Raw genomic sequence first — 23,941 nt, 5'->3', positions numbered from 1 at the left:
GCTCCGTTACCGGGTCTGCTCCAGCCAGGAGGCGTAGAGCAGGCCGTAGACCGAGTCGGCGTCGCGGACCAGCTCGTCGTGCGGGCCGCGCTGCACGACCCGCCCCCGATCCACCACGATCACCTCGTCGGCGGCCTGCGCCGTGGAGAGCCGGTGCGCGATGGCCAGGGTGGTCCGACCTCGGGTGACCGCGTCCAGAGTGCGTTGCAGGCGCACCTCGGTCGCCGGGTCCACCGCGCTGGTCGCCTCGTCCAGCACCAGCAGGTCCGGGTCGGCCACGTACGCCCGCGCCAGCGCGACCAGCTGCCGTTCCCCGACGCTGAGCGCCTCACCGCGCTCGCCGACCGGCGTGTCCAGGCCGGCCGGCAGGCCGTCCAACCAGTCCGCCAGGCCCAGCTCCGTGAAGGCGACGCTGAGCTGCTCGTCGGTCAACTCCGGCCGGGCGAACCGGACGTTGTTCCCCACCGTCGCGTCGAAGAGGAACCCGTCCTGCGGGACCATCACCACACGCGAGCGCAGCGAGTCGAACCGGACCTCCGCCAGCGGCACCCCGGACAGCAGCACGGCGCCCGCCGACGGATCCATCAACCGGGTCAGCAGCTTGGCGAAGGTGGTCTTGCCGCTGCCGGTCTCGCCGACCACCGCCACCCGGCTCTTCGCCGGGATGTCCAGGTCGATGTCGTGCAGCACCGGAGGACCGCCCGGATAGGCGAACCGCACCCCGGCGAACCTGATGTCCAGCGGCCCGCCCGGCAGCTCCCGCCCCTGCTCCCCCGGGTCAGCCACGTCCGGGGCGACGTCCAGCACGTCGAGCACCCGGCGCCAGCCCGCGATCGCGTTCTGCGCCTCGTTGAGCACCTCGGTGGCGATCTGCACCGGCTGGATGAAGAGCGTCACCAGGAAGAGGAACGCGGTCAGCTGGCCGATCGACAGCGTGCCGTCCACCCCCAGCGTCACCCCGAGCACCACCACGCCAGCCAGCGCCACCCCGGCGGCGAGCTCGCCGACCGAGCTGCCCACGATGCTGATCCGGATCGCCCGCTGCTGCGCCAGGCGCTGGCTGTCGATCGCGTCGTCCAGCCGCCGCGCGGTGCGCCCCGCGATGCCGTACGCCCGGATCACCGGCGCGCCCACCACGCTCTCGCCGATCGCGCCGAGCAGCGTGCCGGTGCGCTGACGCACCGTCGCGTACGCCGCGCCGAGGCGACGCTGCAACTGCCGGATGATGAACACCGCCGGCAGGAACGCCACCAGCACCACCAGGGTCAACTGCCAGGAGTACGCCAGCATGACGATCGTGGTGACCACCAGCTGGCCGAGGTTGACCAGCAGGATCACCCCACCCCACTGGAGGAACTGGGTGATCTGGTCGACGTCGCTGGTCACCCGCGAGACCAGCGAGCCGCGCCGCTCCGACTGCTGGTGCAGCATCGACAGGTCGTGCACGTGCCGGAACGCCCTCGTCCGCACGTTGGCCAGCGCCGTCTCACTGACCGTGAACAACCGGCGCATCATCAGGTAGCCGCAGAGCGTGGTCACCGTGAGGATCGCGGCGGTGATCACCACCACCGACCAGACCAAGTTCAGGTTCAGACCGCCGACGATGCCGCGGTCGATGCCCTGCTGCACGGCGACCGGCACGGCCACCCGGCCCACCATGTAGACCAGCGCCAGGGCCAGGGTGCCCGCCAGCCCGGTCCGCAGCTCCGGCGAGAGCGACAACCCTCGCCGCAGGGTCTGCCAGGTCGTCTCGACCCGCTCGTCCCGCTCATCAGTACTCGCCGTTGTCGTCACCGGTCCACCTCGATTTCCAGGCCCGAGGGCAGCGGCGCGACCTCGTCCTCGTACGGACGCTCCTGCGCGCGGTCGACCTCCGCCTGCTCGTAGGCGGTGACCAGGTCGGCGTAGCCGGGCACGGTGGCCAACAGCTCGCTGTGCGTGCCCCGCGCGATCACCCGCCCCTGCTCCACGTAGATGACCTCGTCGGCCAGTGCGATGGTGGCCCGGCGGTACGCCACCACCAGGATCGACGCCGCCGGCACGCCGGGCTCACCCGCCGACGAGCGCAGCCCGGCCAGGATGGCCGCCTCCACCCGGGGGTCCACCGCGCTCGTCGCGTCGTCGAGCACCAGCAGGCGCGGCCGGCCGGCCAGCGCGCGGGCCAGGGTGAGCCGCTGCCGCTGCCCGCCGGAGAGCGAGGTGCCCCGCTCACCGACCATCGTGTCCAGACCCTCCGGCAGCGCCGCGACGAACCCGTCCGCCTCGGCCAGCCGCAGTGCCGCCCAGACGTCCTCGTCGTCGATGCCCGGCCGGTCGAGGGCGATGTTGGCGCGGACCGTGTCGTCGAAGACGAACGGCACCTGGGCGACCAGGGCGACCGTGCCGGCCAGCGACGCGGCGGTCAGCTCGCGCATGTCCACGCCGTCCAGCGTGACGATGCCGGCGTCCGGGTCGACCAGGCGCACCGCCAGCGAGGCGATGGTGGACTTCCCGGCGCCGGTCGGCCCCACCAGGGCCACCGTCCGTCCGGCGGGCACCGTGAAGCCCACCTCGCCGAGCACCTGCACGCCGGGCTGGTGCGCCTCGGCCGGCGGGTAGGAGAAGTGCACGTCGGTGAAGCTGAGGGTGGCCGGGCCCGAGGTGGCCGGGTCGAGCACCCGCCGCCCGTACGGCATCTCGCCGGTGGCGTCGAGCACCCGGCGGACCCGGTCCCAGCCGGCGACGCTGCGCGGCAGCTCGGCCAGCACCCAGCCGATGGCCCGCACCGGAAAGGCCAGCACGGTGAAGAGGAAGGCCACGCTGACCAGCTCGGTGACGCTGATCGCGCCCTGGCGCAGCCGGAACGCCCCGACCACCAGCACGGCCAGGGTGCCGAGGCTGGGCAGCGTCTCCAGCAGCGGATCGAAGACGCCGCGCAGCCGGCCGACCGAGATCAGCGCGTCGCGCAGCTCACCGGCCCGGCCGGCGAATCGGGCGGTCTCCTGCGCCTCCCGGCCCATCGTCTTGACCACCAGGGCGCCGTCGAAGCTCTCGTGAGCGATGCCGCTGACCTCGGCGCGCAGCCGCTGCGCCCGGGCCTGCCTGGGCGCCATCCGGCGGGAGTAGACCACGTTGAGCGCGAACAGCGCGGGGAAGACCGCGAGGCCGACCAGGGCCAGCGCCCAGTCGGTGGCGAACAGCGAGACGATCGCGCCGACCAGCATCACCAGGGTGCCGACCGCGAAGGGCAGCGGCGCGATCGGATACCAGGCCGCCTCGACGTCCGAGTTGGCGTTGGAGAGCAGGGTGCCGGTGGCGTTGCGGTGGTGCCAGGACAGCGGCAGGTCCAGGTAGCGACGGGTGACCCGGCGGCGGTACGCGGCCTGGAGGCGGTACTGCATGTAACCGGCGCCGAGCCGGCGGCCGAAGATGCCCACCACCCGCAGCACGCTGATGCCGAACAGGGCGATCGCGGCCAGTGCCAGGCTGCCGGTGGCCACCTCGCCCCGCGCGATGGCCGGCACCACCACGTCGCCGACGACCCCGCCGACCACGTACGCGCTGACGATGACCATCGAGCCGAACAGCACGCTGCCGACCACCGCCACCGTGAAGATCCGTGGCTGCTCCCGGATCGCCTGCCGGAGAACCCCCAGCCCCCGGCCGAGCACATCCCGACTTGTCTTGCTCGCCACGCTCTCCCCCGCCGTAAGCCATCATTATCTCCCTCATCCTTACCGGTCAGGACCACCCCTGCCGACTCGGACCGCATATGTCGACCATCACGTATCCGAGGGCGACGAGATCGGTTCTGCCGACCGGGCGTCCGCCGGCGGGCGCCGACGGGCCCGTGGGCCTACGATCGGGCAATGCGGTACGCCCGAGCCGAGCGCGAGGCGCTGGCGGATCTTCTGCTGGCCCTCGGGCCGGACGCGCCGACGATCAACGAGGGCTGGGCGACCCGCGATCTCGCCGCGCACCTGGTGCTGCGGGAGCGCCGCCCGGACGCGGCCGGCGGGATTTTGCTGGCCCCGCTGCGCGGGTACGCCGAACGGGTCCGGCGCCGTCTTGCCGCCCGGCCCTACGCCGACCTGGTGGCGCAGGTGCGCCGACCACCGGTGTGGAGCCCGGTCAGCAACCCGGTGACCGACGAACTGGCCAACATGCTGGAGTTCTTCATCCACCACGAGGACGTGCGGCGGGCCGGGTCGGGGTGGCTGCCGCGCGAGCTGCCGCCCGGCCTGCAGGCCGCGCTGTGGAGGCGGGCCGCCCCGCTGGCCCGACTGGCTCTGCGCCGCTTTCCGGCGGACCTCTACGTACAGGCGCCGGGGTACGGCGAGATCTCCGTCGGCCGCGGCGGCGAGCGGCTGCGGGTGGTCGGCGCCCCGGCCGAGTTGACCCTGTTCCTTTCCGGCCGGCAGCGGGTGGCCCGCGTCCAGTTGGACGGCTCGGCGGCGTCCGCGCGACTGCTCCGCAACGCCAGCCTGGGATTGTAACTCTCTGCACCTAAACGGTCACGACCTCGCTCGTGGAAAGCATCGCGCCCAGCGACGCATAACGATCCCTGCTCCCGTACGCTTCACCGCGCCGTTCCGCGCCGGGGCGGCACGAGTGGGGGCACATTGTGCGGACTTTCGCGATCTCGGCGCTGCGGGAGCCCCCGTTTCCCGTAGGGCGCCACGAGGCCACGGATCGAGTGGCGGACGAGAGCGTCGAGTGGGCGCGCGCGTTCGGGCTGATCGATTCCAGCCATCGGGTCCATCGGCTGCAGCGGGCGGACGCCGCCGGCCTGGCCGGGCGAGCCTCCCCCGACGGGTCGGCGGACGGGCTGCGGCTGCTCACCGACCTGATCTCCTGGCTCTTCGTGATGGACGACGCCTGCGACGAGGACGGCCTCGGCGCCGACCCGGGCCGGCTGGCGCCGGCGATCGGCACCCTTCTCGACGTGCTGGACCGGTGCGGTGACCCCGACGTCGTGCCGCCGACCGCGGGGCCGCTGGGTGACGCGCTGCACGACCTGTGCCGCCGGACCCGGCTGCACGACCGCCCGACACTGCTGCTGCGGTTCGTCAGCCAGGTACGGGAGTACCTGTTGGCGCTGCTCTGGGAGGCGACCAACCGGGAGCGCCGACGGGTTCCCGAGGTCGCGGAGTACGTCCAACTGCGCCGACACATCGGCGGCGTGCACCCCTGCCTCACCTTGACCGACCTGGCGTCGGAGGAGCCGCCCGAGCCGAGCCGGCACGCCGACCCGGCGCTGGCCGCCCTGGACCTGCTGGCGGTGGACCTGGTCTGCTGGTGCAACGACCTCTTCTCCTACGGCAAGGAGAGCCGGGCCGACCCGGACGCGCACAACCTGGTGACCGTGATCGCCCAGGAGACCGGCACGGACGAACCGGGCGCGCTGCGGGCCGCGGCCGACCGGTTCAACCAGGGGCTGACGGCGTACCTGACCGCGGAGGACACGCTGCTCGCCAGCGGGGACGAGGGGTTGCGCCCGGCGCTCGCCGCCCGGCGCAACTGGATCCGGGCAACCTACGACTGGTCACTGGTGGCCGCCCGTTACGCCTGATCCGGCGTACCGGATGGCGGGACGGGGGGCCCGGACGATCACCGGGGCTAGCCGATGCCCGGCGACAGGCAATACCCTTCGGTAACCACTATGACGTGACGATCGTCACGCCACCACCCCCGAAGGCGGCTACAGCGATGGCTCTCGATGTCCCGTACCGCTCCATCCCGGACATGTTCCTCAAGCGCGTGGCGGCCACCCCCGACCGGCACGCGTTCGCTTACCCGGCCCCCGACGAGTCGGGCCCGGTCTGGCTGACCTGGGAGCAGGTCGGCCAGCGCGCCAAGGCGGTCGCCGCCGGCCTGCACGGCCTGGGCGTCGGCCAGGAGGATCCCGTCGCGATCCTCGCCAACACCCGCCTGGACTGGGTGATCGCCGACCTCGGCATCATGTGCGCCGGCGGGTCGACCACCACCGTCTACCCGACCACCGAGCCGGCGGACGCGACCTACATCATCGCCGACTCCGGCTCGAAGGTGCTCTTCGCGGAGAACCCGGCCCAGGCCGCCAAGATCGCCGGTGCCGACCTGCCCGCGCTGACCCACGTGGTGCTCCTCGACGGCGCCGCCGACGAGACCGCCGCAGTCCCCCAGCTCACCCTCGCCGATTTGGAGGAGCGGGGCGCCCGCGCGCTGGCCGCCGAGCCGGATCTGATCGACATGCTCGTGGCCGGCATCGGTCCGGAGCACCTGGCCACCCTGATCTACACCTCCGGCACCACCGGCCGGCCCAAGGGCGTCGAACTGCTGCACGGCGGCTGGTGCTGGGAGGCCGTGGCGCAGGCCGAGGTCGGGCTGCTCCGCGACGACGACCTGCAGTACCTGTGGCTGCCGCTGGCCCACTCGTTCGGCAAGACGCTGCTCTGCGGCGCCATCCACGTGGGCCTGCCCACCTACGTCGACGGGCGGGTGGACAAGCTGGTCGACCTGCTCTCGGTGATCCGGCCGACGCTGATGTGCGGCGCTCCCCGGGTGTTCGAGAAGGTCTACAACAAGGCGGTGACCACCGCGCAGGGCGCCGGCGGCGCGAAGGCGAAGATCTTCGCCTGGGGCGTCCGGGTCGGCAAGGAGAAGGTGACCCTGGAGCAGGCCGGCAAGCCGGTGCCCGCCGGGCTGAAGCTGCGCTACGGGTTGGCCGAGAAGCTGGTGTTCAGCAAGCTCCAGGCCCGCCTGGGCGGCCGGATGCGGGTCCTGGTCTCCGGCGCGGCTCCGCTCAGCCCGGAGATCGCCACCTTCTTCGCCGCCGCCAACCTGCCGATCTCCGAGGGCTACGGCCTGACCGAGACGAGCGCCGGCAACTTCGTCAACCCGCCCTCCGGGCTGCGGATCGGCACGGTGGGCCGGGCGATGGGCGACCTGGAGTGCCGGATCGACACCGACGGGGAGATCCTGGTCCGCGGCCGGCCGGTGATGCGCGGCTACCACAACCTGCCGGAGGAGACCGCCGCCGCGTTCACCGAGGACGGGTTCTTCCGCACCGGCGACATCGGCAGCCTCGACGAGCAGGGCTACCTGCGGATCACCGACCGGAAGAAGGACCTGGTCAAGACCTCGGGCGGCAAGTACATCGCGCCCTCGCACATCGAGGGGATGTTCAAGGCGATCTGCCCGTACACCTCGCAGGCGGTCGTCGTCGGGCAGGCCCGCAACTTCTGCACGATGCTGGTCACGCTGGACCCGGACGCGATCCGGGGGTGGGTGGCCGGCGGCCCGCTGGAGGGCCGCGACTACTCGGCCATCGTCACCTCGCCCGAGGCCAAGGCGATGGTCGAGGAGTACGTCGCCCAGCTCAACGCCAAGCTCAACCGCTGGGAGACGATCAAGAAGGTGGCGATCCTGCCGCGCGACCTGACCATCGAGGACGGCGAGATCACCCCGTCGTTGAAGATCAAGCGGCGCGGTGTGGAGAGCAACTTCGCCGCCGAGATCGACAAGATGTACGCCGGCACCCTCGCCGAACTCTGAGACGAGCCCTGAGCTCGACCGCCGGCGGCCCCGCACCGATCAGGTCTCGGGGCTGCCGGCGTTCACGGGTGCGCAGCCCGCCGGTGCGTCTGGCCGGCCGCCGCGACCGGTGCCGTGCACCGCTGTGTTCCGCCACCCACCCGCGCCGCCTGCTCCGGTCAGTCGCCCGGAGCCGCGCCCGCGCCGTGCTCCGCGAGGAAGGAGTCCCGCAGCTCGCGGCGGGCAGCGCCGAACAGCCGCACCTCGGCGACCACCATTCCGACGCAGACGGCGGCCAGCAGGCCCAGCGCGGCCAGCGCCGGCAGGTGGTCGGCCACCGGCAGCAGCGCCACCAGCAGCAGCATCGTCGCCACCCGAGGCCAGTTGACCGAGGCCATGTTGCGCAGCCGGAAGCCGAGGTGGCCCAGCAGGTAGAGGATCACGCCGCCGTAGAGGGCCAGCAGTCCCAGCCCGTGCAGCGGGTCGCTCAGCTCGTGCTCGGTGCCGTCCCCCACGTACGACAGCACCTTCTTGAAGCCGAGGGCGAGCAGGATGATGCCGGCCACCATGGGCAGGTGCAGGTAGGTGTAGGAGTCGCGGCCCAGCGCGGCGCGGGCGGCGCCCTCGGCCCGGTGGAGCACCCGCTCGGCGGCGATCGACACCACGTCGAAGTACGCCCACCAGAGCGCGGCGGTGACCATGATGGCCAGCACCGAGGCGACGATGATCGGCCAGGAGATGGGCAGCGCGGTGACCCCCACGCCGATGGCCACCAGCGACTCGCCGAACGCGATGATGATGATCAGGCCGTGCCGTTCGGTCCAGTGGGCGGCGGAGAAGATCTGCCAGCCCCGCGCCCCGATCGCCATGATCCCGCCGTAGTCGACAGCGAGTGCGAGCACCCAGAGAGCCGTGCGGATCGTGTCGACCTGCTGTGGTGAGTCGGTCAGCCGCTGCGGCACCACCGCGGCGGAGAAGAGCAGCAGCGCCCCGGCGAGCATCGGCAGGGCGGCGCGGAGCAGTTGACGGCGCAGCCCGGCGTCACCACGTGCCGCGAAGTAGTAGAGCACCAGGTGCAGCACCCGGACGACCAGGTAGCAGGCGGCGAAGACCACCGGGCCGGAGAGCCCGCCGGGAAGGTCGTCGAAGGCTTCCGGGATGGTCACCGCGACCACGAACATGGTGGCCATGACGGCGAACAGCACCACCCGCACCAGGCCCTCGTCGGCCCGCACCGTGTTGCCCAGCCAGGCGTAGCAGCACCAGCACCACCAGAGCAGGGCCAGCAGCAGCAGGCCCCGCAGCAGGCCGGCACCGGTGAGGTCGTCCGCCATCAGCGCGGTTACCTGGGTGAGCGCGTAGACGAAGACCAGGTCGAAGAAGAGTTCCAGCGGGGTCACCGTGGAGCCCTCGGTCATCGCCCGCATCCGCGGCGTCCGCCGCGTCGTACCGCCAATCGTCACGGCGCACAGTCTCGCAGTCCAGGCGGACCGGCGAGGCCCCCGCGACGACGTGACGGCGATCCCAGCCGGGGCTTGCGCTCGGGGCGACGGTCTCAGGCGATGACGGCGGGCTCGCTCCATCGCTGCCGGCCGGTGCGGTCCAGGTCGTAGCGGACTGCGGCGATCCGCCCGACGGCCTCGACGAGGTCCGCGGCGGGCAGGGTGAACGGCAGCCGCAGGAAGCGCTCCAGGGTGCCGTCCAGGCCGAACCGGGGGCCGGGCGCCAGCCGGACGCCGACGTCCTCGGCGGCCCGGGCCAACGCGCTGGAGACCGGGCCGTCCAGTTCGGCCCAGAGCGTCACGCCGCCGCGTGGCACGGTGATCCGCCAGTCCGGCAGCCGGTGCGCCAGCGCGCCGAGCAGCGCGTCGCGCTGGGCGGCGAGCTGGGCGCGGCGGTCCGCGACGATGGCCTTCGCGTCGGCGAGCAGGTGCACGGCGACGAGTTGGTCCAGCACCGGGCTGGCCATGTCCACGCCGACCCGGACGGCGGCCAGCCGCTGCACCTGTGGGGCGGAGGCGCGTACCCAACCGATCCGCAGGCCACCCCAGTACGGCTTGCTCATCCCGCCGATGCTGACCACCCGGCTGTGCCGGTCGAAGGTGGCCGTCGGCGGGGGCAGCTCGGTGCCGTCCAGCGGCAGGTCCACGAAGGACTCGTCGATGACCAGGTCGGTGCCGACGGCGTGGGCGGCGGCCACCACCCGCTCGCGCAGCGACGCCGGCATCAGGTGCCCGGTCGGGTTCTGGAACTCCGGGATCAGGTAGGCCAGCTTGGGTCGGGTCTGCCGGAGGCTGCCCAGTAGCAGGTCGGACTCCCAACCGGCGTCGGCGGCCAGGCCGTGGGTGGCGATGCGAGCGCGCCGGCCGGCCAGCGCGGCGAGCGCGTTGGGGTAGGTCGGTGACTCGACCAGCACGCTGCCGCCGGGGGCCAGGGCGAGTCGCAGCACCAGGTCCAGCGCGTGCTGGGTGCCACTAGTGATCATGATCTGGTCGGCCGAGGTGGGCAGGCCCCGGGCGGCGTACCCGTCGGCCACCGCCTCGCGCAGCTCGATGATCCCGGTGGGGTGGTAGCCGGCCCCGCCCAGGTAGCGGGGCAGGTCCTCGGCGGCGGCGCGGGCGGCCGCCAGCAGTTGCGGCGGGGCGGCCAGCGCGGCGACGCCGAGGTCGATCATCTCCCGGTCGTCCAGCGGGGTCCACAGTCCGGTGCTGGCCACCCGGTGGTTACCGGGCAGCATGGTCCAGCTGCCGGCTCCCCGGCGGCTGGCCAGGTGCCCGGTCTCGCGCAGCTGCCGGTACGCGGCGGTGACCGTGGTCCGGCTGATCCGCAGCGCCTCGGCCAGTTCCCGTTCCGCCGGCAGGCGGACGCCGAGCGGCAGCCGGCCGTCGGCGAGCAGCCCGCGCACCGCGCCGGCCAGGGCGGCGTAGTCGGGGCTGCGGCGACGACCCGGTAGGGCGTGCCACTGCCCGAGCAGACGGGCCAATTGGCCGCCGCGCACCTGAGCTGTCATGGCCACTCCTCCGATATTGGCTTCTTCCTCCGGGAGGATTGGCACCTAGGGTGGCATGCATGGCACTGATTGGCAATCTGCGGCACCGGCCTGCGCGACGGCTGGCCCAGCTGTACGCCGGGCTGACCCTGTACGGGATCAGCATGGCTCTGATGATCCGCTCCGACCTGGGCCTCGACCCGTGGGACGTGTTCCACCAGGGGTTGGCCGAGCTGACCCGGCTCTCCTTCGGCACGGTCACCATCGGGGTCGGCGCGCTGGTGCTGCTGCTCTGGATTCCGCTGCGGCAACGCCCCGGCCTCGGCACGGTCAGCAACGTGGTGGTGATCGGCCTGGTGGTGGACGCCACGCTGGCCCTGCTGCCGGCCGGCGGCCCGCTCGGCGTCCGGATCGCGCTGCTGATCACCGGGATCGTCGCCAACGGCGCCGCCACCGGTCTCTATCTCGGCGCCCGGCTCGGCCCCGGCCCACGCGACGGGCTGATGACCGGTTTCGTGGCCCGCCGACCCGGCCGTTCGATCCGCCTGGTGCGCACGGTCATCGAGGTCACCGTGCTGGCGCTGGGCTGGCTGCTGGGCGGCACGGTCGGTGTGGGCACCGTGGCGTACGCGCTGGCCATCGGCCCGCTGGCGCAGCTCTTCATCCCGCTGTTCGCGGTGCCCGAACAGCACCCCGCGGCACCCGACCCACTGCCCGGCGTGCCCGACCCCTCGGCCACCGCGCCGGGAGCCGTCACGCCGGTGGCCCCGGCGGGCTGAGCGTTCACCGACGGTCCGCGCACCGGCACGCGCCGGTGGTGGAGGCGGTCGGTTGGTGGGTTGGTGTTCCCTTCCGCGACGCTCGCCGTCATCATCTCTGCATGGGGGAGAACGGTTGGCGCTGGACCGACGCCTGGATCTTCGTGTCGCTGGTGATCGCGAGCGGGGCCGGGCGGCACCGTCGGTCCGCCACCAGCCGCCGTCCGGAGGGCGTCCGCCTGGCCGACGTGCTCTCCACCGCCGATCACCTCAACCAGGCGATCCCGCAGCGGCACGAGGTGGAGGCCGCCGTCCGACGGCTGGTCGGCGCTGGTCTGGTCAGCGTCGCCGACGGCTGGTTCCGGATCACCGCCGAGGGCGAGCAGCTCTGGCGCTCCCGGCCACGCGCCGGTGTGGCGACCATGGTGGACACCGTCCAGGGCGTGCTGAGCCGCCGGCACGCGCCGGGCAGCGCCGAGTGGAACCTGGACGAGGCCGACCACGCGGCGGCTGTCCAGGAGTACGCGGTCCGCTCGATTCCCACACCCCGGCGTTCACCGGAGGGTCACTCCGGAGGGCACTGATGGGGGCTCAGCGCACCGGGTGGCCGCTGCGGCGCAGTGCGTCCTTGACCTCGGCCACGGTCAGCTCGCCGAAGTGGAAGACGCTGGCGGCGAGCACCGCGTCCGCCCCGGCACCGATGGCGGGCGCGAAGTGGGCCACCTCGCCGGCGCCACCGCTGGCCACGACCGGCACGTCCACCACCGCCCGTACCGCGCCGATCAGTGCCAGGTCGAAGCCCGCCTTGGTGCCGTCGGCGTCCATCGAGTTGAGCAGGATCTCCCCCGCGCCCAGCTCGGCCCCCCGCTGCGCCCAGTGCACCGCGTCGATCCCGGTGCCGCGCCGGCCGCCGTGCGTGGTGACCTCGAAGCCGCTGGGCGTGGTGCCGGCCGGGGCCCGGCGCACGTCGAGGGAGAGCACCAGCACCTGCCGGCCGAACCGGTCGGCGATCTCGGCGATCAGCTCCGGCCGGGCGATGGCGGCGGTGTTCACGCCGACCTTGTCCGCGCCGGCGCGGAGCAGCGTGTCGACGTCGGCGACCTGCCGGACGCCGCCGCCGACGGTCAGCGGGATGAACACCGACTCGGCGGTGCGGCGCACCACGTCGAGCATCGTGCCACGGTCGCTGGAGGACGCGGTGACGTCGAGGAAGGTCAGCTCGTCCGCGCCGGCCCGGTCGTAGGCGGCGGCCAGCTCCACCGGGTCACCGGCATCACGCAGGTCGAGGAAGTTGACCCCCTTGACCACCCGCCCGGCGTCCACGTCCAGACAGGGGATCACCCGCACCGCCACCGTCATGCCCGCCAGCCTATCCCCCTGCGACACGACGGTGGCCGGCCTGTGTGGCCGGCCACCGCGGGTGCCGTTTGGTGCTGTGCGTGTTAGGAAGGGGCCCTTCCTATACCGCAGGCGTTAACAGGGGGCCCTTCCTTACACCCGGACGAGCATCTTGCCCAGGTTGTCGCCGCGGAGCAGGCCGAGGAACGCCGCCGGGGCGTTCTCGATGCCGTCCACGATCGTCTCGTCGTAGAAGAGCCGGCCCTCGCGCAGCCAGCCGGCGACGTCACGGACGAACGCCTCGCGCACGTCCTCGTGGTCGCGGACCAGGAAGCCGCGCAGGGTGAGCCGCTTGCCGATGACCAGCGCCAGGTTGCGTGGTGCGGCCGGTGGCTCGGTGTCGTTGTACTGCGCGATCATGCCGCAGATGGCGGCCCGACCGTGCAGGTTCAGCACCGAGATCGCCGCCTCCAGGTGATCGCCGCCGACGTTGTCGAAGTAGACGTCGACGCCGTCCGGGGCGGCCGCCTTCAGCGAGTCGCGGACCGACCCGTCGTGGTAGTCGAAGGCGGCATCGAAGCCCAGCGCCCGCAGTCGCTCTACCTTGGCCGGCGAGCCGGCGCTGCCGATCACCCGGCCGGCGCCCTTGAGCTTGGCGATCTGGCCGACCAGGCTGCCGACCGCGCCGGCCGCGGCGGAGACGAAGACCGTCTCGCCGGGCTTCATCGCGGCCACCTCCAGCAGCCCGGCGTACGCGGTCAGGCCCGTCATACCCAGCACGCTGAGGTACGCGCTGACCGGTGCCAGGCTCGGGTCGACCCGGCGGGCGGCGGTGGCGTCGAGCACCGCGTACTCCCGCCAGCCCAGCCCGTGCAGCACGGTGTCGCCGATGCTGACGTCCGCTGCCTCGCTGGCCACCACCTCGCCGATCGCACCGCCGTCGAGCGGCGCGTCGAGCGCGAACGGCGGCACGTACGACTTGACGTCGTTCATCCGGCCACGCATGTACGGGTCGACCGACAGGTACTGGTTGCGGACCACGATCTGGCCCGGGCCGGGCGTCGGGACGTCGGTCTCGACGAGCCGGAAGTTCTCCTCAACGGGCCAGCCCTGGGGGCGGCTGGCCAGGTGGATCTCACGGTTGCTGGTCACGGGGTGGTCGTCCTCTCGTCGCGGTCGGGGCCTGGGTCCGCGACGTCACGCGGTCAGGGACTCGCGGACGGTCAGCGCGACGTCGATGTTGCCGCGGGTGGCGTTGGAGTACGGGCAGACCTGGTGTGCCTGCTCGACCAACTGCTCGGCGGCGTCGCGGGGCACGGCGGGCAGGTCGACGACGAGCTGCACGGTGAGCCCGAACCCGCCGCTGCCGTTCGGGCCGATGCCCACCTCGGCGGCGACGACCGAGCCGGTCACGTCGGCCTTGGCCCGGCGGGCGACCAGCCGCAGCGCGCCGTGGAAGCAGGCCGCGTAGCCGGCGGCGAAGAGCTGCTCGGGGTTCGCTGCGCCACCGGCGCCACCCATCTCCTTCGGCACGGCCAGGTCGAGCGTGAACGTGCCGTCGGAGGTCTCGACGTGGCCGTCCCGGCCGTCGCCGCTGGCCGTGGCGGATGCGGTGTAGAGCACCTGCATGATGGTCACTGCTCCTTCTGTCGTTGGATGGTGTCGGTGACCCGGGTGAGGGTGTCGCGCAGCGCGACCAGCTCGGCGATGTCGAGCCCGGTGGCCCGGGCGATCTGCAGCGGGATTTCGTCCACCTGCTGCCGCAGCGCCCGGCCCTGCTCGGTGAGGCCCACCTCGACCCGTCGCTCGTCGCGCGCCGACCGCCGCCGCACCACCAGGCCCGCCCCCTCCAGCCGCTTGAGCAGCGGCGAGAGCGTGCCGGAGTCCAGCCGCAGCTCGGCGCCCAGCTCGGAGACCGTGGGGGCGTCGTCGGGGCGCTCCCAGAGCACCAGCAGCACCAGGTACTGCGGGTAGGTCAGGCCGAACCGGTCGAGGATCGGCCGGTAGACGTCGGTCAGGGCGCGCGACGCGGCGTAGAGCGCGAAGCACACCTGCCGGCGCAGCACCAGGTCATCGGTCACCGCTGAACCGTAGCCCACAATTAAGTTGTGCACAACCGATCTGGTCGCGGTGCGGTCGTGACCACGGTCCGAGCCGGGTGGCTGTTACACCTCGGCCAGCGTCCGCAGCGCCTCGGCCACCGTGAAGGCGCCCGCGTAGAGCGCCTTGCCCGCGATCACACCCTCCACCCCGAGCGGCTCCAGGGTCGCCAGCGCCCGCAGATCGTCCAGTGTGGACACACCGCCGGACGCGATCACCGGAGCGTCGGTGTGGCCGCACACCTCGCGCAGCAGGTCCAGGTTCGGCCCGCGCATGGTGCCGTCCTTGGTGATGTCGGTGACCACGTACCGGCTGGCGCCCGCCTTGTCCAGCCGCTCCAGCACCTCGTACAGGTCACCGCCGTCACGGGTCCAGCCACGCGCCGAGAGGGTACGACCACGCACGTCCAGCCCGATGGCGACCCGGTCGCCGTACTCCCCGACCACCCGGTCGCACCAGACCGGGTCCTCCAGGGCCGCGGTGCCAATGTTCACCCGGGCCGCCCCGGTGCCCAACGCCGCACGTAGCGACTCATCGTCCCGGATGCCGCCGGAGAGCTCCACCTGCACGTCGAGCTGGCGCACCACCTCGGCGAGCAGGTGCGCGTTGGTGCCCCGTCCGAACGCCGCGTCCAGATCCACCAGGTGGATCCACTCTGCGCCGTCGCGCTGCCAGGCCAGTGCGGCGTCGAGCGGGTCGCCGTAGATGCTCTCGCTACCGACGGCGCCCTGCACGAGCCGGACGGCCCGGCCGTCGGCGACATCCACGGCGGGTAACAGGGTGAGGCTCACGTCTTCTCCTCGATCAGGTACGGCGGTCCAGGGCGATCACCACGACCGCCGGCAGTACGAGCAGCAACAGCACGATCAGCGCGATGCGCAGCGCCAGATCGTCGACGAACGTCCAGATCAGGATCAGCGCCGCCCCGGTGAGCAGCACGATAGCGGCACGCTCGCCCCGGGTGTGCCGGGCCAACCGACCGGACCGGCCCCGCCGCAGCTGCGGCGTCAACCGGCGAACCACCGCCCGGCGACGCTGCCGGCGGGCCACCCGGCGCTGCCGGACCGCCCGCTCCCGGGCCTGCTCGGCCTCGCGTTCCGCCCGGCGGCGCGCCCGTTCCCGGCTCACCGCGACCCCCGCCGGGCGAGCGCCGGGCGGCGACGACGCTCAGCCACCACTGGGCAGCGTGGCGAGCCAGTTACGCAGCAGCGCGGCACCGGTGTCGGCGGACTTCTCCGGATGGAACTGTGCCGCCGAGAGCGGACCACGCTCCACCGCGGCGACGAAATCGGTGTCGTGGTGGGCCGTGGTCACCGTGGCGCCGGTCGCGGCCAGCGCCGCCGGGTCACCCATCGCGTACGAGTGGACGAAGTAGAACCTGCTCTGCGCCGGCATGCCCGCGAAGAGCACCGAGTCCCGGGGCGCCCGGACCGTGTTCCAGCCCATGTGTGGCAGCCGGGTCGCGGCCAGCCGGGTCACCCCGCCCGGCAGCAGACCGAGCCCCTTGGTCACCACACCGTGTTCGTCCCCGTGCTCGAAGAGCACCTGCATGCCCACGCAGATGCCGAGCACCGGTCGGTCGGCGGCCACCCGCTCGGCGATCACCGGGCCGGCGCCGAGCGCCTCGATCCCGGCCATGCACGCCGCGAAGGCGCCCACCCCCGGCACCACCAGACCGTCGGCCGCGGCCGCGGCCGCGAGGTCGTCGGTCACCCGCACGTCCGCGCCGGCGGCGGCCAGCGCCCGCTCCGCGGAACGCAGGTTGCCCGAGCCGTAGTCGAGCACCACGACGCCGGTCATGAGCCCGAGTCCGGGAGCAGCCAGAGCACCCCGCCAGCGGTGGCCAACACGGCCAGGAGCGCGGTGACCACCACCGCGGCCTGCGGCGCGCCCTGCCGGTACAGCGACCACACCCCGCCCACCAGCACCCCGGCCAGGATCAGCAACAGCGTCGGCAACACGCGCATCAGAGAGCGCCCTTCGTGCTCGGGATCGCGCCCGCCGCCCGCGGGTCGATCGCGGTGGCCTCGCGCAGCGCCCGGGAGACCGCCTTGAACTGCGCCTCCACCACGTGGTGCGCGTCCGGGTTGCCGCCCGGCAGGGACGCCCGCAGCACGTCGACGTGCAGGGTGATCCGGGCCGCCTGGCCGAAGGACTCCCAGATGTGCCGGGTCATGCTGGTCGGGTACACCGGGCCGATGTACGGCGCCAGCGCCGGCTCGTCGTGCACCACGTACGGCCGGCCGGACAGGTCCACGGCGGCCCGGACCAGCACCTCGTCCATCGGGACGGTCGCCGAGCCGTACCGCCGGATGCCGGCCTTGTCGCCCAGCGCCTGGTCGAACGCGGCGCCCAGGGCGAGCGCGGTGTCCTCCATGGTGTGGTGCGCGTCGATCTCCAGGTCGCCGACGGTGCGCACGGTCAGGTCGTAGCCGCCGTGCCGGGCGATCTGGTGCAGCATGTGGTCGTAGAAACCGACCCCGGTGCTGATCTCGGCCGTGCCGGTGCCGTCGAGGTCGATCTCGACGAGGACCTTGGTCTCCTTGGTGATCCGCTCCACCCGGGCGGTCCGGCTCATCAGAATGTCTCCATCGCAGAAAGGAAGGCGTCGGTCTCGGCGGGGGTGCCGGCGGTGACCCGCAGCCAGCCGGGCAGGCCGACGTCGCGGACGAGCACCCCCTGCGCCAGCAGTGCGCGCCAGGCGGCGCCCTGGTCGCCGCCCACCTCGAAGAGCACGAAGTTGGCGTCGCTGTCGGCCACCCGCAGCCCCCGACCACGCAGCGTCGCCACGATCCGGTCCCGCTGCGCCATGATCGCGCTCACCGTACCGAGCAGGGCGTCCCGGTGGGCCAGTGCCGCGCGGGCGGCGGCCTGGGTCAGCACGGAGAGGTGGTACGGCAGCCGGACCAGTTGCACCGCCTGCACCACCGCCGCGTCGGCCGCCAGGTAGCCCAGTCGTCCGCCGGCGAAGCCGAACGCCTTGCTCATCGTCCGGGTCACCACCAGCCGCGGGTGCCCCGGCAGCACGGCCAACGCGCTGACCGTGCCGGGCCGGGCGAACTCGGCGTACGCCTCGTCGACCACCACCATGCCGGGCGCGACGTCCAGCACGGCGGCGATGACCGCCGGGGCCAGCGCGGTGCCGGTGGGGTTGTTCGGCGAGCAGAGGAAGACCACGTCGGGCCGGTGCTCACGGACCTGGGCCACCGCCTCGTCGGCGGTCAACCCGAAGTCGACGCCGCGCCGGGCCGGCACCCACCGGGTGCCGGTGCCGAGGGCCAGCAGCGGGTGCATCGAGTACGCCGGCACGAAGCCGAGCGCGCTGCGGCCCGGACCGCCGAACGCCTGGAGCAGCTGCTGCTGGATCTCGTTGGAGCCGTTGGCCGCCCACACCTGCTCGACGGTGAGCCCGTGCCCGAGGTACCCGGCCAGGTCGGCGCGGAGCGCCACCGCGTCCCGGTCCGGGTAGCGGTTCAGGTCGCGCAGCTCGGCCGCGAGCGCCTTGCCGATCGCGTCGGCCACCGGCTCCGGCACCGGGTAGGAGTTCTCGTTCGTGTTCAACCGCACCGGCACGTCCAGCTGCGGCGCGCCGTACGGCGACAGCCCGCGCAGGTCGTCGCGGATCGGCAGGTCGTCGAGTGAGCTCACGCCGACCCCCCGGGGAAGCGGGCCCGGACGGCCTGGCCGTGCGCGGGCAGGTCCTCCACGGTGGCCAGGGTGACCACGTGCGGGGCCACCTCGCGCAGCGCGGCCTGGGTGTACTCGATCAGGTGCACGCCGCGCAGGAAGGACTGCACGGACAGCCCCGACGAGTGCCGGGCGCAGCCGCCGGTGGGCAGCACGTGGTTGGAGCCGGCGCAGTAGTCGCCGAGCGACACCGGCGACCAGGCACCCACGAAGATCGCTCCGGCGTTGCGTACCCGCAGCGCCCACTCGCGGGCGTCGACCGTCTGGATCTCCAGGTGCTCGGCCGCGTACGCGTCGACCACCCGCAGCCCGGCCTCGAGGTCGTCGACCAGGACCACGCCGCTCTGCTCGCCGGTCAGCGCCGTGGTGACCCGCTCGGTGTGCTTGGTCGCCGGCACCTGCCGGGCCAGCTCCCGCTCGACCGCCTCGACCAGCGCCACCGACGGCGTGACCAGCACGCTCGCGGCGAGCGGGTCGTGCTCGGCCTGGCTGATCAGGTCGGCGGCCACGTGCGCCGGGTCGGCGGTGTCGTCGGCCAGGATGGCGATCTCGGTCGGACCGGCCTCGGCGTCGATGCCGACGACGCCCCGCAGCAGCCGCTTGGCGGCGGTCACCCAGATGTTGCCCGGGCCGGTGACCAGATCGACCGGCTCGCAGCGCGCGTCGCCCGCCGGATCCACCGCCGCCCCGTACGCCAGCATCGCCACCGCCTGGGCGCCGCCCACGGCGTAGACCTCGTCGACGCCGAGCAGCGCGCACGCGGCGAGCACCCGGGGGTCGGGCAGGCCGCCGTTGTCCTTCTGCGGTGGGCTGACCACCACCAGCGAGCGCACCCCGGCCGCCTGGGCCGGCACCACGTTCATCACGACGGTCGACGGGTACATGGCCAGCCCACCGGGGACGTAGAGCCCGACCCGGTCGACCGGCAGCCACCGCTCGGTGACCGTGCCGCCGGGCACCACCTGGGTGGTGTGCTCGGTACGCCGCTGGTCGGCGTGCACCCGGCGGGCGCGGCTGATCGACTCCAGCAGCGCGGCGCGCACGTCCGGGTCGAGCACCCCCTCGGCCTCGGCGATCGCCTCGACCGGCACCCGCAGCACCTCCGGGGAGACGCCGTCGAACCGCTCACTGGCCTCCCGGATCGCCGGGTACCCATGCTCCCGGACCGCCTCCACGAGCGGCCGGATCCGCTCGACGGCAACCGACACGTCGAGCTGGGCACGGGGCAGCAGGCGGCGCGGGTCACCGAGACCATTGCGCAGGTCGATCCGATTCAGCACCCTTGCGAGTCTAGGCGGCCGGACCGGAGCGCACCCGGGCCGCCCGTCCGCCGGGACGGTGAGCCGGGCCACGCCGACGTGGGCGAGATTGGCTAGGCTCCACCTGTGACCGCACGGCTGCCGGTGTTCCCGCTCGCAACGGTGCTCTTTCCCGGGTTGGTGCTGCCACTGCACATCTTCGAGGAGCGTTACCGAGCCCTGGTCCGGCACCTGGTCGGCCTGCCCGAGGGCGCCTCGCGCGAGTTCGGGGTGGTCGCCATCCAGGCCGGCTGGGAGGTGGCGCCGGCCGGTCCCGGCGCCCGGCCCACACCCGCCGGCGGCGAGGTCACCCTGCACGAGGTCGGCTGCACCGCCGAGCTGCGCCAGGTGACCGAGCTGGCCGACGGGGGCTTCGACATCGTCACGGTCGGGCGGCGCCGGTTCCGGATCGCCGAGGTCGACGAGAGCTCCGCGCCGTACCTGACCGCCGAGGTCGAGTGGCTGCCCGAGCCGGCCGGGCCGGACGAGGTGGCCGACCTGCTGGCCGCCCGGGTGATCGCCGTGTTCCGGCAATACCTGGGCCTGGTCCGGTCCGACCCGGAGGAGATCTCCGAGCAGCTCCCCGAGGACCCGACCGTGCTCTCCCACCTCGTGGCGGCGACCGCGGCGCTGACCGTGGACGACCGGCAGCGGCTCCTGGCGATCGACGACACCGCCGCCCGGCTCCGCGCCGAGCTGCGGCTGCTCAACCGCGAGGCGGCTCTGCTGCGTCAGGTGCGGGCGGTTCCGGTGCCGCTGGCGGAGCTGGCGTCCCCGCCGACACCCAACTGAACGCGGTCGGGTCGGGCTCCGGCTCCGGGCGCAGCGACGGCCAGCGCGACCAGCCGGCCAGCAGGGTGTACGTGATCGCGGCACCGAACGCCGGCAGCAGCAGGTTGCCGTGCGGCACCGGCAGCACGCCGAGCAACCAGTCGACGCCGCCGGCCCGCAGGTCGGCGGGTTTGGTGAAGGCCTGGCCGGCCGGGGCGGTGTCCAGCAGCCGGTCGAAGGTCGCCAGGCCGATCCGCCGACCCACCTGCCAGGCCACCGGCGCGGCGGCCAGCGCGCCCAGCACGGCGGCGATCAGCCCGACGGGGCCGCGCCGGCGGCGCAGCACGAACCACAGGCCGAGCGCCGCGAGCACCCCGAAGGCGAGCCCGAGCAGGCTGAACCAGCCGTCCGCGGCGATCGGCTGCTCCGGCTGCGGCTCGGCGTAGATCGCGCCCTCAGCGGTCTTGAGCACCGGGGTGTCGGGCGCGAGCGCGGCCCAGAGCAGCCCGAGCGGCGCACCCAGCACGGCCAGCGCGAGCACGACACCGGCCACCGTCACCCCGGTCCGCGCCGGCCTGCGCGGCGGATCGGCCGGGACGGCGCCGAAATCCGCGTCCACGTCCGGTGGCCCCCCGCCGGCACGCTGGTCCGTTACCGGGTCGGCCGGTGTCGATGGCGCGGACGACTCGACGCCGGGCGGCGTGGGCCGGTCGGATTCGGGGCTGTCGGGGTTCACCCGATGATCCTCTCAGCTCGCCGCCCGGGCCGTGCACGGTCATCCGCGCTCCCGCCCGATGACGTGACCGCACCGCCTCCGGTCAGCGGGCGAACGGCTCCACCATGACCGAGGCGGCGCGCAGCCACGCCTGCCTGGTCTCCGACTGGAGCTGGTGATACTCGATCGACGACCCGGTCTCGAGCGCCGGGTCGTAGGGCACCACGGCCACCGCGCGGGTACGGGTGGCGAAGTGCCGTTCCAGGTCGTCCTGCAGGGCGGAGCGGCCCGGCGTGGGGCAGGAGATGAGCGTGATCGCGTTGTCGGCCAGCTCTCCCATGCCCTCCTCGTGCAGCAGGTCGAGCATCCAGTCGGCGCTGAACGCCGCGTCCTCACGCGGCACGGTGGTCACCACCAACTGGTCGGCGGCCTGCATCACGGTGCGCCAGTTGGCGCTCTCCACGTTGTTGCCGGTGTCCACGCAGACCACGTCGTGGGTACGCCGCAGCAGCTCCAGCACCCGCCGAACGGTGAACTGGTCCAGCCGTTGGGCGAAGCGCGGGCTCTCCTCGCCGGCGAGCACGTCGTACGAGCCGTCGGAGGCGTGCCGCAGGAAGTCGTCCAGCCGCTCCAGCAGGGTCGAGCCCTCCAGGATCTCGATCTGGGCCAGCTCAGTGATCAGGTGGCGGATGGTCCGGGCGTGCCGGGCGCTGCCGGCGCGCAGCCCGAGGGTGCCGCGCAGCTCGTTGTCGTCCCAGGCCAGCACGCCCCGCCCCCGCACGCTGCCGACCGTGGCCGCGGCGAGCACCGTCGCGGTGGTCTTGTGCACCCCGCCCTTGGGGTTGGCGAACGCGAACACCCGCGGAGTGCCGAGGTCGCGGCGGAGCACCCCGGTGGCCCGCTCCAACTCCTGGTCGACGCCCTGCGGACGCCATTCGATACGCGGCGGGTAGCCGCGCTCGGCGATGGCCGAGCTGATCGGCGGAGCGGGCGGTGGGACGACCGGCGGGGCCGGCGGCGGCGTGACCGGCGGGGCGGACGGGGACGGCGGGGGCACGGGGTAGCCGGTCTCCGGCTGGTAACCGGTCTCCAGCAGCGCGTACCGGGACTCCACCGGCGGGTTGCCGTGCCGGTAACCGTTGTCCAGCATCGCGTAACGCGACTCGACCGGCTCGGCCTGGCGGGACGGCGGCTCGGGCTCGGGCCGGTACGCCGGCTCCGCCCGATAGCCCGGCTCCGGACGGTACGCCGGCTCAGCGGGGTACGCGGGCTCGGCGCGGTAGGCCGGCTCGGCCCGATACGCCGGCTCGGCCCGGTAACCCGGCTCGCCCCGGTGGTCCGGCTCCGGCCGGTACGCCGGCTCGGCCCGATAGGCGGGGTCGACCCGGTAGGTCGCCTCGGCCCGGTAACCCGGGTCCGCGCCGTACGACAGCTCGGCCGGATGCCCGATGGCCGACGCCCGCCCGGCGTAGCCGTCGGGGGCCGCGCGCCGCGGCAACGGATCCGGCGGCGGTTCGTCGGCTCGCCGCTCCGGTTCGGTCTGCTCGGGGGCGCGGGCGCCGTGCCGGGCGCGGTCCAGCAGCGCCCGCCACCTCGGCGCTGGTTCGGCCGGCCGGCCCCAGCCGGTCTCACTGCCCTCCACGGCCCGCCCTCCCAGCGCCATCGATCTCCGTCTGACAGGCTACGAAGGAAACCCTATTCGGACCACACCACGGCACGCACACCACCCGGCGCAGATCACGACGGGGAGGGCGTCGGTGGCCCGGTGCCGGTGGCGTCCGGCGAGGTGGTGACGCTCGGCGGGGCCGACTCGGTGGGACCGGTCGTCGACGGTTCGGGTGATGGGATCGTCACGACCGGTGCGGGTTCCGACGATTCGCCCATCGTTGCCGAGGGCACCGGCGCGACCGGCGGCGACTCAACCGGCACCTCCGGGGTCGGCTCCGCGCTCGGCCCGGTGTCGGCCGGCGGGCGGACCACGTCCTGCTGCTCGGGCAGTGGCGGCGTGAAGACCGTGCGGTCCAGCCGGTACACCTCGGGGGCGGGGTCGACCGCCCGCACGTCCGGCCGGGTCGCCACACCGCGCAGCGCCACCGGCGCCGCCCGCACCACCGCCGCGTACACGCAGGCGCAGCCGGTCCGGTACCCGGCCGCCTCGGCCGCCGCCACGGCCGCACCGCTGGCGTACCGCTCGCGCAGCTCCCGCACGTCCGCGCCGTCGCCGCTCACCGCGGCGGCCTTCGCCCGGTAGTCCGCGGCTTCGGCGTCCTTGCGGGCGGCCACCTGCGCCATTCCGGCGACCACGTCGTCCGGCACCCGCAGCGCGGGAATCTTGACGATCTCGGTCTGCCGGCCGGGCAGCGGGACCCGCCCGAACACCGTCGAGACCGACACGTCGCCGAGCACCGCCGCCAGTCGCTGCGGCGGCAGGTACGCATCCAGCGTGACCAGGGCGTAGGTCCCCTCCCCGGTGGCCGGGGCCGCCGTGGGCAGCGCGGCCAGGTCGGCCGCGGCGGACCGCAGGTAGCCGGGGACGGAGTCGCCGTCGACCACCCCGACCCGGGTCACCTCGCCCACGGTCCGGTCGCCGACCGGAGCGTCGTCGACGGCCCAGACCGCGGTGCCCAACACCGCCGCCGAGGAGAGCAGCGCGGCCCAGGTGAGCACCCCGGACCGCGCCGACCGGTCGCCCAGCCGGGCCACGGCCCGGGTCAGCGGCGGCAGCAGCCGTTGGTCCAGCTGCCGCAGCAGGTCGCCGGCGCGCACGGGCGGGATCCCCTCGTCGGATCGG

The 23,941-nt window shown here is 73.7% G+C and carries 24 protein-coding genes; 6 read left to right on the top strand and 18 right to left on the bottom strand.

Annotated features, from left to right (window positions below; genetic code table 11):
* Positions 1–6: 6 nt before the first annotated feature.
* Complete coding sequence (locus ACFYPS_RS10585) at positions 7–1,794, bottom strand: ABC transporter ATP-binding protein (RefSeq protein WP_354964967.1); 1,788 nt, start codon at positions 1,792–1,794, stop codon at positions 7–9.
* Entirely contained in the window at positions 1,791–3,674 is a 1,884-nt protein-coding gene (locus ACFYPS_RS10580) for an ABC transporter ATP-binding protein (protein ID WP_354964968.1), read from the bottom strand. Before ACFYPS_RS10580 ends, ACFYPS_RS10585 begins: the two co-directional genes overlap by 4 nt.
* 174 nt (positions 3,675–3,848) lie before the next feature.
* Here ACFYPS_RS10580 and ACFYPS_RS10575 point away from each other — a divergent pair, with 174 nt between their 5' ends.
* The 3 genes from ACFYPS_RS10575 (at position 3,849) to ACFYPS_RS10565 (ending at position 7,515) form a co-directional block, all read left to right on the top strand.
* Positions 3,849–4,475, top strand: a complete 627-nt coding sequence (locus tag ACFYPS_RS10575) for a TIGR03085 family metal-binding protein (protein ID WP_354964969.1) — start codon at positions 3,849–3,851, stop codon at positions 4,473–4,475.
* 200 nt (positions 4,476–4,675) lie between these two features.
* Positions 4,676–5,551 carry a terpene synthase gene (locus ACFYPS_RS10570; protein ID WP_354964970.1) on the top strand — a complete coding sequence of 292 codons (876 nt, stop codon included), beginning with the start codon at positions 4,676–4,678 and terminating at the stop codon, positions 5,549–5,551.
* A gap of 137 nt (positions 5,552–5,688) precedes the next feature.
* Positions 5,689–7,515, top strand: a complete 1,827-nt coding sequence (locus tag ACFYPS_RS10565) for a long-chain fatty acid--CoA ligase (protein ID WP_354964971.1) — start codon at positions 5,689–5,691, stop codon at positions 7,513–7,515.
* Between the two features lie 158 nt (positions 7,516–7,673).
* Here ACFYPS_RS10565 and ACFYPS_RS10560 read toward each other — a convergent pair whose 3' ends face one another.
* Positions 7,674–8,912 (bottom strand): low temperature requirement protein A, encoded by a 1,239-nt coding sequence (locus ACFYPS_RS10560; protein WP_387323898.1) that lies wholly within the window; start codon positions 8,910–8,912, stop codon positions 7,674–7,676.
* Between the two features lie 137 nt (positions 8,913–9,049).
* Positions 9,050–10,504, bottom strand: a complete 1,455-nt coding sequence (locus ACFYPS_RS10555; protein WP_354964973.1) for a PLP-dependent aminotransferase family protein — start codon at positions 10,502–10,504, stop codon at positions 9,050–9,052.
* Positions 10,505–10,563: 59 nt separating this feature from the next.
* On the opposite strand from ACFYPS_RS10555, the gene ACFYPS_RS10550 reads away from it, so the two are divergent.
* Both ACFYPS_RS10550 and ACFYPS_RS10545 read left to right on the top strand, forming a co-directional pair.
* A complete protein-coding gene (locus tag ACFYPS_RS10550) occupies positions 10,564–11,262 on the top strand; it encodes a hypothetical protein (protein ID WP_354964974.1) in 699 nt (232 codons plus the stop codon).
* Positions 11,263–11,363: 101 nt separating this feature from the next.
* Complete coding sequence (locus ACFYPS_RS10545; RefSeq protein WP_089019770.1) at positions 11,364–11,825, top strand: hypothetical protein; 462 nt, start codon at positions 11,364–11,366, stop codon at positions 11,823–11,825.
* Between the two features lie 7 nt (positions 11,826–11,832).
* Here ACFYPS_RS10545 and hisF read toward each other — a convergent pair whose 3' ends face one another.
* The 11 genes from hisF to hisD all read right to left on the bottom strand — a co-directional run bounded on the left by hisF (position 11,833) and on the right by hisD (position 19,646).
* Positions 11,833–12,600, bottom strand: coding sequence for an imidazole glycerol phosphate synthase subunit HisF (gene hisF, locus ACFYPS_RS10540; RefSeq protein WP_354964975.1), 768 nt, complete (start codon positions 12,598–12,600; stop codon positions 11,833–11,835).
* Between the two features lie 132 nt (positions 12,601–12,732).
* Entirely contained in the window at positions 12,733–13,731 is a 999-nt protein-coding gene (locus ACFYPS_RS10535; RefSeq protein WP_354964976.1) for an NADP-dependent oxidoreductase, read from the bottom strand.
* Positions 13,732–13,776: 45 nt separating this feature from the next.
* Positions 13,777–14,208: an organic hydroperoxide resistance protein gene (locus ACFYPS_RS10530; protein ID WP_354965122.1), complete on the bottom strand. Its 432-nt coding sequence runs from the start codon at positions 14,206–14,208 to the stop codon at positions 13,777–13,779.
* 5 nt (positions 14,209–14,213) lie between these two features.
* The gene (locus ACFYPS_RS10525; RefSeq protein WP_354964977.1) at positions 14,214–14,660 is read right to left on the bottom strand and encodes a MarR family transcriptional regulator; all 447 of its coding nucleotides are present in this window, start codon (positions 14,658–14,660) and stop codon (positions 14,214–14,216) included.
* A gap of 84 nt (positions 14,661–14,744) precedes the next feature.
* The gene (gene priA / locus ACFYPS_RS10520; protein ID WP_354964978.1) at positions 14,745–15,470 is read right to left on the bottom strand and encodes a bifunctional 1-(5-phosphoribosyl)-5-((5-phosphoribosylamino)methylideneamino)imidazole-4-carboxamide isomerase/phosphoribosylanthranilate isomerase PriA; all 726 of its coding nucleotides are present in this window, start codon (positions 15,468–15,470) and stop codon (positions 14,745–14,747) included.
* Positions 15,471–15,483: 13 nt separating this feature from the next.
* On the bottom strand, positions 15,484–15,807 hold the full coding sequence (locus ACFYPS_RS10515) for a hypothetical protein (protein WP_089019766.1): 324 nt from the start codon (positions 15,805–15,807) through the stop codon (positions 15,484–15,486).
* A gap of 39 nt (positions 15,808–15,846) precedes the next feature.
* Complete coding sequence (hisH, locus tag ACFYPS_RS10510) at positions 15,847–16,479, bottom strand: imidazole glycerol phosphate synthase subunit HisH (RefSeq protein WP_354964979.1); 633 nt, start codon at positions 16,477–16,479, stop codon at positions 15,847–15,849.
* Complete coding sequence (locus ACFYPS_RS10505; protein ID WP_354964980.1) at positions 16,476–16,646, bottom strand: hypothetical protein; 171 nt, start codon at positions 16,644–16,646, stop codon at positions 16,476–16,478. The genes hisH and ACFYPS_RS10505 overlap by 4 nt, the downstream gene beginning before the upstream one ends.
* Complete coding sequence (gene hisB, locus ACFYPS_RS10500; RefSeq protein WP_354964981.1) at positions 16,646–17,257, bottom strand: imidazoleglycerol-phosphate dehydratase HisB; 612 nt, start codon at positions 17,255–17,257, stop codon at positions 16,646–16,648. The genes ACFYPS_RS10505 and hisB overlap by 1 nt, the downstream gene beginning before the upstream one ends.
* Positions 17,257–18,327 (bottom strand): histidinol-phosphate transaminase, encoded by a 1,071-nt coding sequence (locus ACFYPS_RS10495; protein WP_354964982.1) that lies wholly within the window; start codon positions 18,325–18,327, stop codon positions 17,257–17,259. Before ACFYPS_RS10495 ends, hisB begins: the two co-directional genes overlap by 1 nt.
* The gene (hisD, locus tag ACFYPS_RS10490; RefSeq protein WP_354964983.1) at positions 18,324–19,646 is read right to left on the bottom strand and encodes a histidinol dehydrogenase; all 1,323 of its coding nucleotides are present in this window, start codon (positions 19,644–19,646) and stop codon (positions 18,324–18,326) included. Before hisD ends, ACFYPS_RS10495 begins: the two co-directional genes overlap by 4 nt.
* Positions 19,647–19,751: 105 nt before the next feature.
* Here hisD and ACFYPS_RS10485 point away from each other — a divergent pair, with 105 nt between their 5' ends.
* On the top strand, positions 19,752–20,456 hold the full coding sequence (locus ACFYPS_RS10485; RefSeq protein WP_354964984.1) for an LON peptidase substrate-binding domain-containing protein: 705 nt from the start codon (positions 19,752–19,754) through the stop codon (positions 20,454–20,456).
* Here ACFYPS_RS10485 and ACFYPS_RS10480 read toward each other — a convergent pair.
* The 3 genes from ACFYPS_RS10480 to ACFYPS_RS10470 form a co-directional block, all read right to left on the bottom strand.
* Complete coding sequence (locus tag ACFYPS_RS10480; RefSeq protein ID WP_354964985.1) at positions 20,371–21,171, bottom strand: DUF2567 domain-containing protein; 801 nt, start codon at positions 21,169–21,171, stop codon at positions 20,371–20,373. The genes ACFYPS_RS10485 and ACFYPS_RS10480 overlap by 86 nt on opposite strands.
* A gap of 82 nt (positions 21,172–21,253) precedes the next feature.
* The gene (locus ACFYPS_RS10475) at positions 21,254–22,813 is read right to left on the bottom strand and encodes an AAA family ATPase (protein WP_387323888.1); all 1,560 of its coding nucleotides are present in this window, start codon (positions 22,811–22,813) and stop codon (positions 21,254–21,256) included.
* Between the two features lie 74 nt (positions 22,814–22,887).
* Entirely contained in the window at positions 22,888–23,916 is a 1,029-nt protein-coding gene (locus ACFYPS_RS10470) for a hypothetical protein (RefSeq protein WP_354964987.1), read from the bottom strand.
* Between the last annotated feature and the right edge of the window lie 25 nt (positions 23,917–23,941).

This window comes from Micromonospora sp. NPDC005087 (genome assembly GCF_042872965.1).
Lineage (GTDB): Bacteria > Actinomycetota > Actinomycetes > Mycobacteriales > Micromonosporaceae > Micromonospora.
This window is presented reverse-complemented; position numbering and strand designations above follow the sequence as displayed.

Bases quoted from the DNA above. Each gene is read 5' to 3' on its own strand.
- ACFYPS_RS10530 (WP_354965122.1), bottom strand. From the start codon at position 14,208: ATGCAGGTGCTCTACACCGCATCCGCCACGGCCAGCGGCGACGGCCGG.
- ACFYPS_RS10555 (WP_354964973.1), bottom strand. From the start codon at position 10,504: ATGACAGCTCAGGTGCGCGGCGGCCAATTGGCCCGTCTGCTCGGGCAG.
- ACFYPS_RS10560 (WP_387323898.1), bottom strand. From the start codon at position 8,912: ATGACCGAGGGCTCCACGGTGACCCCGCTGGAACTCTTCTTCGACCTG.
- hisF (WP_354964975.1), bottom strand. From the start codon at position 12,600: ATGACGGTGGCGGTGCGGGTGATCCCCTGTCTGGACGTGGACGCCGGG.
- ACFYPS_RS10505 (WP_354964980.1), bottom strand. From the start codon at position 16,646: ATGCGCGTGTTGCCGACGCTGTTGCTGATCCTGGCCGGGGTGCTGGTG.
- ACFYPS_RS10575 (WP_354964969.1), top strand. From the start codon at position 3,849: ATGCGGTACGCCCGAGCCGAGCGCGAGGCGCTGGCGGATCTTCTGCTG.
- hisH (WP_354964979.1), bottom strand. From the start codon at position 16,479: ATGACCGGCGTCGTGGTGCTCGACTACGGCTCGGGCAACCTGCGTTCC.
- ACFYPS_RS10565 (WP_354964971.1), top strand. From the start codon at position 5,689: ATGGCTCTCGATGTCCCGTACCGCTCCATCCCGGACATGTTCCTCAAG.
- ACFYPS_RS10545 (WP_089019770.1), top strand. From the start codon at position 11,364: ATGGGGGAGAACGGTTGGCGCTGGACCGACGCCTGGATCTTCGTGTCG.
- hisB (WP_354964981.1), bottom strand. From the start codon at position 17,257: ATGAGCCGGACCGCCCGGGTGGAGCGGATCACCAAGGAGACCAAGGTC.
- ACFYPS_RS10475 (WP_387323888.1), bottom strand. From the start codon at position 22,813: ATGGCGCTGGGAGGGCGGGCCGTGGAGGGCAGTGAGACCGGCTGGGGC.
- ACFYPS_RS10550 (WP_354964974.1), top strand. From the start codon at position 10,564: ATGGCACTGATTGGCAATCTGCGGCACCGGCCTGCGCGACGGCTGGCC.